Here is a 14,362-nt window from a genome sequence, read left to right on the forward strand (position 1 = left end):
GGCCCCCTTCTGACGTGCTGGGCAGCCGTCAACCGTACGCGAAGGGGGCCCCGTGAGGCTACGTGCGCGCCCTGAGATCGCTCACACGTTCACCTCGACGAGCCGCTTCCCGTCGAAGGTCATGACCTCGAAGTGGTCGATCTCGTTCGGGCTGAAGGCCGCGCCGCCGTGGACGTAGAGGGGCTTCTTCGCCTCTTCCGTCTTGGCGTTCGTGATGCCGTAGCCCCAGTTCGGGACGGCCCAGGAGGTCACCGTCTCACGCTCGCCGTTCTTGCCGACGGCGATCAGGGAGCACTTCAGCGGGCCCTTGACGTTCTTGAGCTGAAGGACGGCGTGGGTGCCCCAGTCCTTCTTCTCGATCGCGACGACGGCGTTGACCTTGGTGCTCGGGTCCGTGGCCGACTTCTTGTCCGTCATGACGTCGAAGGCTGCCTTGGCCGGGCTGGTGGCCATCGCCGAGTCGGGCGACGCGGTGGTGGTGGTGCCGCCGCCGTTGACGGCCATCACCGTCAGCGGGCCGCCGATGATCAGCGCGGCCGCGGCGGCCACGAGGTAGAGGCCGCGCCGGCGCTTGACCGCGCGTCGCTCCGACACCTCGTCGACCAGCCGTTCCGCGAGCTGTGGGCTCGGGCGGGCGGCCAGCGACTCCCCGATGGCCGGGGTGCCCTGCGAGGCGGGCAGATCCGCGAGCGCGGCGAGCATCGGTTCCATCCCGGCGAGCTCGTCGAGCTGCTGGCCGCACCACTCACAGGTGGCGAGATGGGCCTCGAAGGCTGTCGCTTCGGCGTCGTCGAGGATACCGAGGGCGTAGGCGCCGACGGTTTCGTGGATGTTGTCACCGGGGTTCTGTTGTCCCCGTGGTCCCTGCATGGCTCCTGGACCGCCTGTTCCGTAACCCCCGTATGCGTTCATGCCGTCACCCCCCGCTCCTCCAGCGCCAGCTTCATCGACCGCAGGGCGTAGAACACCCGGGAGCGCACGGTGCCGCTGGGTATGCCGAGCGTCTCGGCCGCCTCATTGACCGTACGCCCTTTGAAGTACGTTTCGACCAGAACTTCCCTGTGAGCAGGGGTCAGGTCGTCCAGCGCGTCCGACAGTGTCATCAGCCACAACGCCTTGTCGATCTCGTCCTCCGCGGGGATGACCTCCAGCGGTGACGGGTCCACCTCCTGCGGCCGGGCCTGCCGGCTGCGGTGGCCGTCGATGACGATGCGCCGGGCGACCGTCACCAGCCAGGGTCGTACCGAACCGGTCGCCCGATTGAGCTGACCGGCGTTCTTCCAGGCACGGATGAGTGTTTCCTGCACAACGTCCTCGGCACGCTGCCGATCCCCCGCGACCAGCCGCAGCACATACGCGAGCAACGGACCCGCGTGTTCCCGGTACAGCGCACGCATCAGTTCCTCGTCGGGTTCGTTCGACGAAGCCGACGCAGACGGATTCATGCGATGTCGGGCCCTTGACCTTCGTTCATCAGCCACGGCGGAATCCTTGCGCACGCCTACCTCCGGTGTCCGGGGGATCCCCCAGTCGGTCGCTCGTCCCGGAGTACGTGTCTGGGCGTGCGCATGTTCAAAGAGGTGGGACATATTTCTTGGAAGAGTTGTGAAGGAAGTTTGTTGATCACTGCAAGCGATCGACACATCACATACGGGTGAAGCGAAGGCTCCGGATCGAGTCGCCGAGACCGGGACGCTGTGACGCGTTTCATACTCGGTTCACGCGCGTCATGCACGGTTCACGCGCGGGCGAGGGCCGCCCGGCGCCGATGCCGGGCCACCCGCTCCCGGTTTCCGCACACCTCGCTGGAACACCATCGTCGGCGCCGCCCCCGAGAGGTGTCGAGGTAGACGATCGGACAGTTGTCCCCCTCGCACTGTCTGAGGCTCGCGCGCGCCACCGGGTCGGTGAGCAGTTCGAGGGCGTCGCGGGCGATGACGGCGAGCAACCCGGGGCGCCCGGGCGGGGTGTGCAGCCGGCGCCGCAGCGAGCCGTCGTCCGCGCGTACGGCCCAGGGGGCGGGCGGGGCGGCGAGCGCGACGGCGTTGACGCGGGCGAGCGCTGCGTCGGCGGGCCGCGCGTCCAGCTCACCGCGGACCAACTGGGCGACATGACCGCGTAGTTCGCGAAAGCCCACGAGCCAGGAGATGTCGGCCGCCGCGAGCGGGGTGCCCGCGGGGACGAGCCCGGAGCGGGTGATCCAGGCGCGCAGCCGGTCCACCGAGTCGAGCCGTTCCTCGGGGTGAGTGGTCGCGAGGAGGTCCAGGCAGATCCGCCCGGAGTCGAACCTCAGCTCGTACGAGGCCGTGGCCATGCCCGATGCCATGTGCCTGTCACCGCCTTGGGGTTACCGCCGTGAGGGGTCGGTAGGGGTCGTACCCCCTACAGTGCATGGCTGCACCCGCGACCGGAAGACCCGTGCCGGTCAGGGGGGTGGACGTCCGCTTATGAGACCGCGCGCCTCGGCCATGTCCGGGGCCGGACCACGCCGGTTGACTCGATGACATGACAGAGAACAGCACGGGGCGGCGTACCACCGCCGGAGGTGTCCTGGGTGCGGCCACGGTCGCGATGGGCCTGATCGCCGGGGTCTTCTACATTTTCGCCTGCGACGTCATGCCGTCACTGGCCCGCAGTGACGACCGCGTCTTCATCGAGGTCATGCGGAACATCAACGACGTGATCCAGAACCCGGTGTTCTTCCTGAGCTTCATGGGCGCGCTGGTCCTCACGGCGGTCTCCGCCTGGCAGTCGCGCAAGTCCCCCCACCGGTGGTGGGTGTTCGCCGCCCTCGCCGCGTACACGCTGGCCTTCCTGTTCACGGTCGCCGTGAACATCCCGCTCAACAACCGCCTGGCGGACGCCGGAAACCCCGCGACGATCGCCGACCCGGCCGCCGTACGCCAGAGGTTCGAGGACACCTGGGTCGCCTGGAACGTCGTACGGGCCCTGCTGTCGACGCTCGCCCTGGCCTGCCTCGCCCGCGCCCTGCTCCTGTACCGCCACCGCACCTACACGTCGGCGTACTTGGAGTCGGCGGCCGGGTCGAGCGCGAGTCGGTAGCCGCGCTTGACGACGGTCTGGATGAGCTTGGGCGCGCCGAGTGCCGTACGCAGCCGGGCCATGGCCGTCTCGACGGCGTGCTCGTCCCGCCCGGCGCCCGGCAGCGCCCGCAGCAGCTCGGATCGGGCGACCACCCAGCCGGGGCGGCGGGACAGGGCCCGCAGCAGCGACATCCCGGCGGGCGGTACGGGCCGCAGCGCCCCGTCGACCACCACGGCGTGGCCGCGGATCTCGACCCGGTGGCCGGCGACGGGCAACGTACGGGCCCGGCCGGGGAGTTCCTGGCAGAGCAGCTGGACGAGGGGGCCGAGCCGGAAGCGCTCGGGCTGGACGGTGTCGATGCCGTGCGCCTGCAGAGGGAGCGCGGTGACGGGGCCGACGCAGGCGGGCAGGACGTCGTGGTGGAGGGCGGCGAGGAGTTCGGACAGCAGACCGCGGTCCTCGGCCCTGGACAGCAGGGAGGCGGCGGCGGGCGCGCTGGTGAAGGTGAGCGCGTCCAGGCCGCGGGTGACGGCGGCGTCGAGGAGCCGGTCGACGGGCCCGATGTCCTCCGGCGGCATCCACCGGTAGACGGGGACCCCCACGACCTCGGCTCCGGCGGCCCGCAGCGACTCCACGAACCCGGGCAGCGGCTCGCCGTGCAGCTGTACGGCGATACGGCGGCCCTCGACGCCCTCCTCCAGGAGCCGGTCGAGCACCTCGGCCATGGACTCGGAGGAGGGCGACCACTCCTCGGTCAGTCCCTGGGCCCGTACGGCGCCCTTCACCTTGGGGCCGCGCGCGAGCAGTTCGACCCCGCGCAGCCGACCGAGCAAGGCCTCGCCGAGCCCCCACCCGTCGGCGGCCTCGATCCAGCCGCGGAAGCCGATCGCGGTGGTGGCGACCACGATGTCGGGCGCCTGGTCGATCAGCTGCTTGGTGGCGGCGAGGAGTTCGCTGTCGTCGGCGAGCGGCACGATGCGCAGGGCGGGCGCGTGCTGGACGACGGCGCCGCGTCGCTGGAGCAAAGCCCCGAGTTCGTCGGCCCGACGCGCGGCCGTCACACCCACGGTGAACCCCGCGAGGGGGCCGCAGTCCTGCCCGGCCGGTCGCTGCTGTTCGTCGTCCATGGCTCTCGTCTCGCGCTGGGGGTCTACGTGCGGTCACGGCCGACCGAGCCTGTCAACGCCCCGTGACAGGCTCGGTTCCCCTTGATGTCACCCGTGTTACGTCAGACCTCGACGTAGCTGAGCTGCGGCTTCGCCTCTGCGGCAGTGGCCGTACGAGTCTGGGTGGCGGGGCCGCGAAGGTATACGGCCCAGGTCACCAGGAAGCACAGCGCGTAGAAGGCGAGGAAGGCCACGAAGGCGCCGGTGCCGGAGCCGTAGGACAGGAAGGACTGCCGGAAGGCGAGGTTGATGCCGACGCCGCCGAGCGCGCCCACCGCGCCGATGAGGCCCATGGAGGCGCCGGACAGCCGCCGCCCGTAGGAGGCCGCCGCCTCCCCTTCCAGTCCCTTGGCGACGGCCTTGGCCTGGAAGATGCCCGGGATCATCTTGTACGTCGAGCCGTTGCCGAGCCCGGTGAGCACGAACAGCGCGATGAACGCGATCGTGAACAGGGGAAGCGACTTCTGGGTGGAGGCGACGACGATGACACCGGTCGCACCGGCCATGGCGACGAAGTTCCACAGCGTGATGCGCGCGCCGCCGTAGCGGTCGGCGAGCCAGCCGCCCACGGGCCGGATCAGCGAGCCGAGCAGCGGGCCGATGAAGGTGACGTAGGCCGCCTGCAGCGGAGTGCGGCCGAACTGGTTCTGGAGCACCTGCCCGAAGGCGAAGCTGTAGCCGATGAACGACCCGAAGGTGCCGATGTAGAGGAAGGACATGATCCAGGTGTGGGCGTCCTTCGCGGCGTCCCTGGCGGCACCGGTGTCGTTCTTCACGGACGCGATGTTGTCCATGTAGACGGCGGCGAGCACGGCGGCGACGACGATCAGCGGAATGTAGATCCCCAGCAGGACCCTCGGTCCCCCGTTCGCGCCGATGATCGCGAGCGCCACGAGCTGGATGACGGGCACGCCGATGTTTCCGCCGCCCGCGTTGAGACCGAGCGCCCAGCCCTTCTTCCTCAGCGGGAAGAAGGCGTTGATGTTGGTCATGCTGGAGGCGAAGTTGCCGCCGCCGATGCCGGCGAGCAGACCGACCAGCAGGAAGGTGTCGAACGAGGTCCCCGGCTTCATCACCACGAACGCGGCGACGCTCGGGACGAGCAGCAGGCCCGCCGAGACGATGGTCCAGTTCCGGCCGCCGAAGATCGCCACCGCGAAGGTGTACGGCACCCGCACCACGGCTCCGACCAGCGTCACCATCGAGGTGAGCATGAACTTGTCGGCCGGGGTGAGCCCGTACTCGGGGCCCATGAAGAGCACCATCACCGACCACATGGTCCAGATCGAGAACCCGATGTGCTCGGAGAGTACGGAGAAGAGCAGATTCCGCCGGGCGACCTTCTCACCCGTCTCTTTCCAGAAGGTCTCGTCCTCGGGGTCCCACTTCTGGATCCAGCGGCCTCCCCTGCTCGGTGCGGGGGCTGTACTAGGGGCTGTCATGACGCCTCCACGGTTCTCCGGTGCGGTGCCCAGGTGTCGTACAACGACTGACTGAGTCCCGAAGGTAGGGAGGACGCGTTTCGACGCTGTGGCTGTGAGTGACCGGAAAGGAACGTTGCTCTCACGAGAGCGAGGGGGCGACGGTGAGGACTTCCGGGTGAGGACGCCCCGGTGAGGACCGGGTGAGGACCTCCGGGGTGCCGTCGCCCCCCCTGCCTGCGTCTAGACCCGGTGGCTACCCCGCTAGACCCGGTGGCTCCCCCGCGAGGCGCCCTTCTTCCTCTTCGCGCCGTCGGGCCACAGCCTCGGGCTGCGCTTGGCGGCGATGTCCTCGATCCAGCCGAAGGCCAGGATCGTCAGGCCGATGAGGGGCCAGACCAGGAGGAACATCCACACCATGTACGAGGAGTCGAGCGCGGCCACCGCGCTGTCGCTCTGCATGAACGGGAGGTTGTAGGCCTGGTCGATGATCGGGACCGTGGCCATGATCAGCATGTTGTGCCAGAGGTAGATCGTGACGGCCCGGTTGTTGGACAGGGTGATCAGCTTGTCCCAGCGGGCCAGCCGGCCGGGGAGTTCCTGCCAGGACGGGGAGTACTGGAGCAGGATGACGACGAAGCCGAAGGACCAGGCCGCCTGGGCGAGGGGGATGTCGTTCAGGTCCCAGCCGTCGGGGCCCAGGTGTCCCGAGGCCCACCACAGGCCGAAGGCCATGAGCAGGGCCGAGCAGGAGATCGCCAGATAGCGGGGGACCTGTTGCAGGACGCCCTCGTGGTGGGCGAAGCCCAGGACCCAGCAGCCGCCGTAGACCGTGAAGTCGGAGATCGCGTTGCCCGTCTCGCCGGGGATGGTGACCAGGCCGGTGCCGAGGACCGCCGTCAGGGCGAGGGGGGCCAGCAGCGTCGCCCAGGGCACCCTGCGGAAGGCCCACAGCAGCAGGGGCGAGGCGATCACGAACCACAGATAGGCCCGCAGGTACCAGAGCGGGCCCGCCGCCTGGACCGCCCAGGTGTCCTCCAGCAGGCCGGACTTGGAGCCGACGTGCCAGGGGAAGGGCGGGGCGCCGATCGGAATGACGTAGTCGATCAGCTTGACGAGACCCCAGGTGCCGCCGTTGTCCGGGTCCTTCAGCACGTTCCAGCCACCCGCGAACATCAGCGCGAGTGCCACCGCGCTGAACGCCCACAGGGGCGGCAGGAGGCGGCGGATGCGGCCACGGATCACACCGAGGGCCGGGCGGCTGAGCGAGCGGGCCATGAGCGAGCCGGCCAGCGCGAACATCACACCCATGGAGGGGAACAGGACCGTCAGCCATGCCCAGCCGAAGAGGTGGTAGACGACCACACGGACCAGGGCGATCGAGCGCAGCAGGTCCAGGTAGCGGTCACGGCCGGGCTTCTTGGGCGCGGGAGCGGACTGCGCGGCCGATCCCGGGGCTGATCCCGGGGTGGGTGTAGGCGCGGATGTCGGCGATGGTGCCGGTTCGGGGTGGATCCGGGCCGATCCCAGCGGCGGTGTCGCACCCGCCGTGTACTCGTGCGTGGTCATGCGACCGGCCTCCGATCGTTCCCGCTCTGTGCCGTCCGCTGCCGCGGGATCGATCCCGGTGCCTCCACGACGCCCGTGCGCCGCAGCTTCTGCCAGCGCAGCCGGCCGCCGGTGAGCGCGGTGATCCAGGACTGGAGGAGAACCATGTACATCAACTGCCGGTAGAGGATCTGCTGGAGCGGGAGCGAGATGAGATACCTCATGCGCTCACGGTCCAGCCGGAAGGCGTACGCCGCGCAGGCCGCCTGGACGGCGAGGACGCCCAGCCACGCGAGAACCGTCTTCTGCGTCGGGCCGAAGACGAGCCCGTACAGCAGGAAGACGTCGATCAGCGGGGCCAGCAGGGGGGCCAGGACCATGAACAGCGAGACCAGCGGCAGGCCCACCCGGCCGAAGCGGCCCGACGGGCCCCGTTCGACGAGCGCTCTGCGGTGCTTCCAGATCGCCTGCATCGTGCCGTACGACCAGCGGTAGCGCTGGGACCAGAGCTGCTGGACGGACTCCGGCGCCTCCGTCCACGCGCGTGCCTTCTCCGCGTAGACGACCCGCCAGCCGTCGCGGTGCAGGGCCATCGTGATGTCGGTGTCCTCGGCGAGCGTGTCGTCGCTCATGCCGCCGACCCGCTCCAGCGCGGAGCGGCGGAAGGCGCCGACCGCGCCGGGGATGGTCGGCATGCAGCCGAGGATGTCGTACATCCGGCGGTCGAGGTTGAAGCCCATCACGTACTCGATGTGCTGCCAGGCCCCGATGAGGGAGTCGCGGTTGCCGACCTTGGCGTTGCCCGCGACCGCGCCGACGCTCGGGTCGGCGAACGGCTGGACGAGTTCACGGACGGTGGCCGGTTCGAAGACCGTGTCGCCGTCCATCATCACGACGATGTCGTGACGGGCGTTGGCCAGGCCCCGGTTGAGGGCCGCGGGCTTGCCCGCGTTGTGCTGGCGCACGACGCGGACGTTCGGCAGCAGCAGGTCCTCGACGATCCGCGCCGTGCCGTCGCTCGAACCGTCGTCGACGACGAGCACCTCGACGGGGTGTTCGCTCGCCATCAGGGAACGGACCGTGTTCTCTATGCACTTGGCCTCGTTGTACGCGGGCACGAGCACCGACACCGGTTCGGTGACCGGCGCCGGACCCCAGCGGAAGTCCTTGCGCCGCACCCGGCGGGCGTGCAGGGCGGACAGCAGGAGCATCATGCCGAAGCGGGTGAAGACGAGCACGCCGATGATCGCGATGCCGACGACCAGGACGTCGGTGACGTTGTCGGAGGCGCGCACCAGGTAGACCCAGGCCTTGCCCTTCCACAGTTCGAGGCCGGTGACCTGGGTGTGCGCGCTGGGCGCGTCGAGGGCCTCGGTGAGGTTCTGGAACCGGTACCCGCGCTCCTGAAGCTCCGGCACGAACTTGTCCAGCGCCTGCACGGTCTGGTGGCGGTCGCCGCCGGAGTCGTGCATCAGGACGATCGCGCCCTTGCCGCCCTTGGGCGTGGCGTTGCGGATGATCCGGTCGACGCCCGGCTTCTGCCAGTCCTCGCTGTCGGTGTTGTTGACGACGGTGATGTAACCGCGCGTGCCTATGTACTCCGTCACCGGCCAGGACTTGTTGTCCATGGCGTCCGCGAAGGACGAGTACGGGGGCCGGAAGAGCGAGGTGCGGATGCCCGCCGCGCCGGCCAGCGCCAGCTGGTTCTGGGAGAGCTCCCAGTCGATGCGCTTGGTGGACTGGAAGGAGAGGTCGGGGTGGTTGAAGGTGTGCAGGCCGACCTCGTGGCCCTCCTCGACCATGCGCTTCACCAGCTCCGGATAGCGCGAGGTCATGGTGCCGGTGACGAAGAAGACGGCGTGGGCGTGGTGCTTCTTCAGCACGTCGAGGACCTTGGGTGTCCACGTGGGGTCCGGGCCGTCGTCGAAGGTGAGGACGAGCCGGTGGTCGGGGACGGTCAGGCTGTTCGTGCGGCCACCGCGGGTGTCGATGACCGGGCCGCCGTCGAGGATCTTGTCCGGCACCTTGTCGGTGGCGGCCTCGGGCTGGATGCGGTGGTCGGCGAGGATCTCGCTGTGCACATAGCCGCGCAGCATCAGCATCGCCAGCATGGCGACGAGGAGCAGCGAGGGCAGCAGCCAGCGCATGGGCAGCCGTCGGCGCCGGACATCGGGTGCCGGACGCCGCGCACGGGGAGCGGGCCCGTGCGCGTTGGTGCGGGATGCCATCAGAGGATGTTCTCCAGGTTCTGCGGGGTCGCCGGGCTCACCGGGTTCTCCGAGGACGAGGACCTGGTGATGCCGGGCTCGGAGGCGATGGGGCCCGGCTCTACGGGGCTGTCGGCGACCGTGCCGGTGCCGCCGGCGCCGACCTCGCTCTCCGAAGGGCTCGGCGAGGCGGCGCCGTCCTCGGAGGGGCTGGGGTCGGGCGAGCCGGACACCGGGAGGGACGGCGGGGTGACGGGGTCCTTGGTGGTGCTGGTGCTCGGTTTCGGCCTGGTGGTGGCGGACGTCGAGGGCTTCGGGTCCGCGGACGTGCCCGGGTCGGTGGCGCTCGCGGAGGCGCCCGGTGTCGGGCTGACGCCCGGTGCGGGGGCCGTACCGTCGCTCGCCGAGGCGCTCGCGCCGGGCGCGGCGCTGCTCGAACCGGACGGCGACACCGAGTCGGTGGGCAGCGGCGAGGAGTCGACCTTCCCGGCCGGCGTGTCGTCCTGCTGGCCGGGCACCGGCAGCCAGGGCGCGTTGGAGTTGCCGGACAGGAGGGTGGCGACGATGACGACGGCGTACACCGCGCAGGCGATGCCGACGAGGATGCCGAGCCGGCGGAACCTGCGGCTGCGGCGGCCGGACTCGTCGACGAACACCGGGCCGTCCGAGCCGTCCTGGACGCCCGGGGCGTCCCTGGCCTGCCGAACCAGCCAGTCCTCCGTCTTCCGCCGTCCGACTCCGTCGAGTTGAACCGTCACCTCGTGCGGATCGTGGGTGTGTCCCGGCTCACCGGACTGCTCCCAGGACACGGCAGCGGACCCGCCGGGCGTGTCGGCCCCACGGCCCACGGTCGTCCGACCGTCCCCATGAACCCGCCCGAACGTGTCCGCCCTGCGCTCCACAACCGGCCAGCCTCCCCTCTCGGGTTGACTGGGCGTGTCGGATCGGCTGGGCGTGTCGGGACGACCGAGGGTGTCAGGTCGACCAAGGGTGTCAGGTCGACCGAAGGTGTCAGGTCGACCGAAGGCGTCGGATCGGCCGAGGGTGTCGGGGCGCCTGCGTGCGTCCGGCCAGCCACCCGTGGCCGGCCGATCGTCGTTGCCGACGCGCCGATCCGTTCCGGCGCGGTCGCGCGGCCCGGCGGGCTGGTCGGGTACTCCGGCGAATTGATCCGGTGCGATGCGGTCACGCGGTCCGGCAGACTGATCGGGCACCCCGGCGCGCCGATCCGTTCCGGCGCGGTCGCGCGGCGCGGCGGGCTGGTCGGGTACTCCGGCGAGTTGATCCGGTGCGACGCGGTCACGCGGTCCGGCAGGCTGGTCGGGCGCCTCGGCGCGCCGATCCGCCCCGGCACGGTCACGCGGCCCGGCGGGCTGGTTGGGCACCCCGGCAAGCTCGTCCGGTCCAGCGGTCCGGTCGGGCACCCCGGTAGCGCCGTCCAATCCGACCGCCACGTCGGCAACCCCGGCACGACGGTTCAACCCAGCACGGCGAACCGTCCCGGCACGGCCGGCCAACCCGGCCCCCAAGGGGGCCTCTTCTCCCCGGTCCACTCCAGTACGGTCACGCGGCCCGGCAGGCTGATCGGACACCCCGGCAACGGCGTCCGGTCCAGCGGTCCGGTCGGGCACCCCGGTAGCGCCGTCCGGCCGGCCCGCCCGGTCGACAACCCCGGCACGACGGTCCGACCCAGCACGGCCGACCGCCCCGGCCCGCAGGTCCGCCTCGTCTCCATGGTTCGCCTCGTCGAGGCGCTCCGCGCCCGCGTCGTCGTCCGCGCTCACCCGACGGTCCACATCGAACCGTCGCTCAACGCCGGCCCGACCACCGACACCGGACGCACGGCCCGCATCGGACGGCCCTTCAGAACCGGACGATCGACCCGCACCGGACAACCCCTCGGAACCGGACGATCGACCCGCACCCGGCACCCGACCCGCGCCGAACGCACCCTCTGCGCCCGCGCCACGTTCCGCGCCCGCTCCACGTTCCGCGCCAGTTCTCGTATGGGCGCCCGGTCGGCCTTCGCCGCCAGCTCCAGGCTCTCTTTCGACACCGCGTTCGACATCGGTGTCGGATTCCGCTTCCGCGGCGAACCCCACGGCGGCGGCGCCCACGATCTGGGGCCACGTCGACGTCGCACGGGCAGCCTCGGGCCACACCACCGGCTCTCCGGATCCCGCCGGCGCGGTCGGCGCGTCCGGCCCCCCGGCTCCACGCCCGTCCACCTGATCGACATCTCGGTGATCGGGTTGGGCGTCTTTTCGCCACTTCTCCACGTGCACGCACATCCCCCCAGGGACAGGTTTCGGGTGCGCGCACGACTCCGGGCATTACGTATATGTCGTTCGGAACGAGCCCCCACCCGTCCCGAGCGCCCCCCTTTACCACACTGCACCCGGACCATGAATGTAGCGCATGCGGAAGACCCGTGTGCTTATGTGTCAATCCTGCCCCGTCATCACCAGCTCATCGCTGGCCGGAATCCAACCGTCCGCAGGGCGCCGTAGCCACCCCTCCTCGGCAGCCAGCTCGCCGGCGGCTCGTCGAAGGGCATCGATCCCGGGGTGCACCAGCCCCTTTCGCCACACCAGCGACACGGGTGACAACGGAACAGGTCCAACAAGAGGTTTCCGCACGGTTTCAGACATGGCCGGAAAATCCACCACAGCGAGGACAGGGTTCCGCTTCTTGGCCATGACCCGCCGGAACTCATCGGCTCCGACGGCCACCGGCGCGGGTGGCGCCAGCGCGATACCGCGTCCCTCGAAAAGGTGAAGCGCCAAGTCGGTCCACTCCCGCGTCCGCGGGTTCCCCGCCCCGGCGTACACGGTCTCGCCCGCGAGCGCGTCGAGCGGCACCGCGTCCAGGCCGGCGAGGTGATGGTCCTCGGGCAGCACGACGGCCATCGGCTCGTACCGTACGGGCTGCTGTTCGAGCCGCGTCCGGACCGCCGGATCGAGGCCCGCGAACCGTCCGAACGACGCGTCCAGGCGCCCCGCGAGGATCTCCCCCGCCGCGCCGGTGAGCCCGCTCTCGAAGCGGGCCATCAGCTCGCAGTCGGGCGCGAGCGCACGGGCCCGGTCCAGGACGCGGCCGGAGACGAGGCCCGGGGAGTTGACGTCGACGAGCAGCGGCCGCTCCGGTCCGTCCCCCGCGAACGCGGACAGCAGCGCGTCCTGCGCCTCCAGCACCCGCCGCGCGTACGGCACCAGCAGCTCACCGTCGGCGGTCAGCGCCACCTGCCGGGTCGTGCGCACGAACAGCTCCGCCCCGAGTTCGCGCTCCAGTCGCCGGATGTCACGGCTGAGAGCCTGTTGGGCGATGTACAGCCGGGTGGCGGCCCGCGTGAAGTGCAACTCCTCGGCGACGACGAGGAACCCGCGCAGGAGCCGGGGGTCGAGATGGCGGTGAGGGAGGTCGGAGGAGAGGCCGGGAGAGCGGTCGGGAGCGCGGTCGGCAGGGGCAGGCATCACGCGAACTTACAACGCAGGTGCGTCAATGGCCACGGAGTAGGTGTTGGACCGTCCACCCCACGCCCGGCGACGGTTGGCCCATGCCGCAACAGCCCTCCGAGCGCGCGTTCCCGCCCCTGCTCACCGCCACCGGCGACAGCCTGGTGATCGCCGACTTCCGCCCCCGTCCTCAGAAGGCCCCACGCCGCCAGAAAGTCTCACGCCGTCAGAAGGCCCCGCGCCGCCGGACAACCCCCTACCACCGCCTCTTCACCATCCCCGGCGCCCGCGCCTTCACCGTCGGGAACCTGCTCGCCCGGCTCCCCATGGGGATGTTCAGCGTCAGCGCGGTGATCATGATCGCGGGCTCGCGCGGCTCGTACGCCCTCGCCGGTGCCGTGACGGCGACCGGCCTCGCGGCGACCGCGCTGGTCGCCCCTTGGACCGCACGGCTCGTCGACCGCCACGGTCAGGCCCGGATCGCGGTGCCGGCCACCGCCTTCGCTCTGCTGGGAAGCGTCGCGCTGCTGCTGTGCGTGCGCTTCGGGGCGCCGGACTGGACCCTGTTCGCCGCGTACGCCGCCACGGCCACCACCCCCAACACGGGCGGCATGTCACGCGCCCGCTGGGCCCACCTCCTGCGGGACGACCCGGCCGCCGCGCACACCGCGAACTCCTTCGAACAGGCCGCGGACGAGCTGTGTTTCATGCTGGGACCGGTGTGCGCGGCCTTCCTGTGCGGCACGTTCTTCCCGGAGGCGGGCACGCTGGTGGCCGGCGTGCTGATGATGACCGGCGTGCTGATCTTCGCCGCCCAGCGTTCGACGGAGCCGCCGCCCCAGCCCCGTACGCCCTCCAAGTCTCCTCTCCTGGCCGCCGGAATGCCGCCTCTGCTCCTCTGTTTCCTCGCCACCGGTGCCGTCTTCGGTTCGATGGAAGTCGTCACGATCGCCTTCGCGGACGCGCAGGGGCATCGGTCGGCGGCGGGCGCGGTGCTCGCCCTCCAGGCGGCCGGGTCGTGCGTGGCGGGGCTGCTGTACGGGGCGCGGAAGCCGACCGGTCCGGCCGAGCGGCGCCATCCGTGGTGTCTCGCCGCCATGACGGCCCTCATGACCCTCCCCCTGCTCGCGGCCTCCCTGACCGCCTCGCTCCCGGCCCTCGCGGGCGCACTGCTGCTCGCCGGGGCCGCGACCGCGCCGACCATGGTCACCGGCATGGCCCTCGTCCAGCGGCGCACTCCCGAAGGCCGGTTGAACGAGGGCATGACCCTCGCGGTGACGGGCCTGCTCGGCGGGATCGCCTGCGGCTCGGCGACCGGCGGCTGGCTGGTCGAACACATCTCGGCGACGGCGGGGTACGGGGTGCCGATCGCGGCGGCGGGAAGCGCGCTCGCGATCTCCCTCACGATCCCACCGGCGTCCGACCCGCCGAACCGCCGCCAATCCCTCGGCCCCAATTCCGACGCACCCCATTGACGCACCCAGGCCCCCCACATACCTTCCCCCGTCGAAGCGCTTCGA

At 70.9% G+C, this 14,362-nt stretch carries 11 protein-coding genes; 2 read left to right on the forward strand and 9 right to left on the reverse strand.

Going from position 1 to position 14,362, the window contains the following annotated elements; translation table 11 throughout:
* Nucleotides 1-81: 81 nt before the first annotated feature.
* The 3 genes from KVT44_RS09910 to KVT44_RS09920 all read right to left on the reverse strand — a co-directional run bounded on the left by KVT44_RS09910 (nucleotide 82) and on the right by KVT44_RS09920 (nucleotide 2,326).
* On the reverse strand, nucleotides 82-870 hold the full coding sequence (locus KVT44_RS09910; protein WP_180292980.1) for an anti-sigma factor: 789 nt from the start codon (nucleotides 868-870) through the stop codon (nucleotides 82-84).
* Nucleotides 871-908: 38 nt separating this feature from the next.
* A complete protein-coding gene (locus KVT44_RS09915) occupies nucleotides 909-1,445 on the reverse strand; it encodes a sigma-70 family RNA polymerase sigma factor (protein WP_054229655.1) in 537 nt (178 codons plus the stop codon).
* Nucleotides 1,446-1,738: 293 nt separating this feature from the next.
* Entirely contained in the window at nucleotides 1,739-2,326 is a 588-nt protein-coding gene (locus KVT44_RS09920; protein WP_099922394.1) for an ABATE domain-containing protein, read from the reverse strand.
* 179 nt (nucleotides 2,327-2,505) lie between these two features.
* Between KVT44_RS09920 and KVT44_RS09925 the strand changes: the two genes are divergently transcribed.
* Nucleotides 2,506-3,063 (forward strand): DUF1772 domain-containing protein, encoded by a 558-nt coding sequence (locus KVT44_RS09925; RefSeq protein ID WP_217566719.1) that lies wholly within the window; start codon nucleotides 2,506-2,508, stop codon nucleotides 3,061-3,063.
* Here KVT44_RS09925 and KVT44_RS09930 read toward each other — a convergent pair.
* The 6 genes from KVT44_RS09930 to KVT44_RS09955 form a co-directional block, all read right to left on the reverse strand.
* Complete coding sequence (locus KVT44_RS09930; RefSeq protein WP_217566720.1) at nucleotides 3,012-4,172, reverse strand: uroporphyrinogen-III synthase; 1,161 nt, start codon at nucleotides 4,170-4,172, stop codon at nucleotides 3,012-3,014. The two genes, KVT44_RS09925 and KVT44_RS09930, sit on opposite strands and share 52 nt — an antisense overlap.
* Before the next feature lie 101 nt (nucleotides 4,173-4,273).
* Nucleotides 4,274-5,653, reverse strand: coding sequence for a NarK/NasA family nitrate transporter (locus tag KVT44_RS09935; RefSeq protein WP_190173506.1), 1,380 nt, complete (start codon nucleotides 5,651-5,653; stop codon nucleotides 4,274-4,276).
* Nucleotides 5,654-5,896: 243 nt separating this feature from the next.
* On the reverse strand, nucleotides 5,897-7,201 hold the full coding sequence (locus KVT44_RS09940) for an acyltransferase (RefSeq protein WP_217566721.1): 1,305 nt from the start codon (nucleotides 7,199-7,201) through the stop codon (nucleotides 5,897-5,899).
* Nucleotides 7,198-9,408, reverse strand: a complete 2,211-nt coding sequence (locus tag KVT44_RS09945; protein WP_217566722.1) for a glycosyltransferase — start codon at nucleotides 9,406-9,408, stop codon at nucleotides 7,198-7,200. The genes KVT44_RS09940 and KVT44_RS09945 overlap by 4 nt, the downstream gene beginning before the upstream one ends.
* Complete coding sequence (locus KVT44_RS09950) at nucleotides 9,408-10,196, reverse strand: hypothetical protein (protein ID WP_308313943.1); 789 nt, start codon at nucleotides 10,194-10,196, stop codon at nucleotides 9,408-9,410. The genes KVT44_RS09945 and KVT44_RS09950 overlap by 1 nt, the downstream gene beginning before the upstream one ends.
* A gap of 1,635 nt (nucleotides 10,197-11,831) precedes the next feature.
* Nucleotides 11,832-12,860 carry a LysR family transcriptional regulator gene (locus KVT44_RS09955; protein ID WP_217566723.1) on the reverse strand — a complete coding sequence of 343 codons (1,029 nt, stop codon included), beginning with the start codon at nucleotides 12,858-12,860 and terminating at the stop codon, nucleotides 11,832-11,834.
* Between the two features lie 83 nt (nucleotides 12,861-12,943).
* Here KVT44_RS09955 and KVT44_RS09960 point away from each other — a divergent pair, with 83 nt between their 5' ends.
* Nucleotides 12,944-14,317 (forward strand): MFS transporter, encoded by a 1,374-nt coding sequence (locus KVT44_RS09960; RefSeq protein WP_217566724.1) that lies wholly within the window; start codon nucleotides 12,944-12,946, stop codon nucleotides 14,315-14,317.
* Nucleotides 14,318-14,362 lie beyond the last annotated feature (45 nt).

Source organism: Streptomyces sp. GbtcB7, from assembly GCF_019091445.1.
In the GTDB taxonomy this organism is placed as follows: Bacteria; Actinomycetota; Actinomycetes; order Streptomycetales; family Streptomycetaceae; genus Streptomyces; species Streptomyces mirabilis.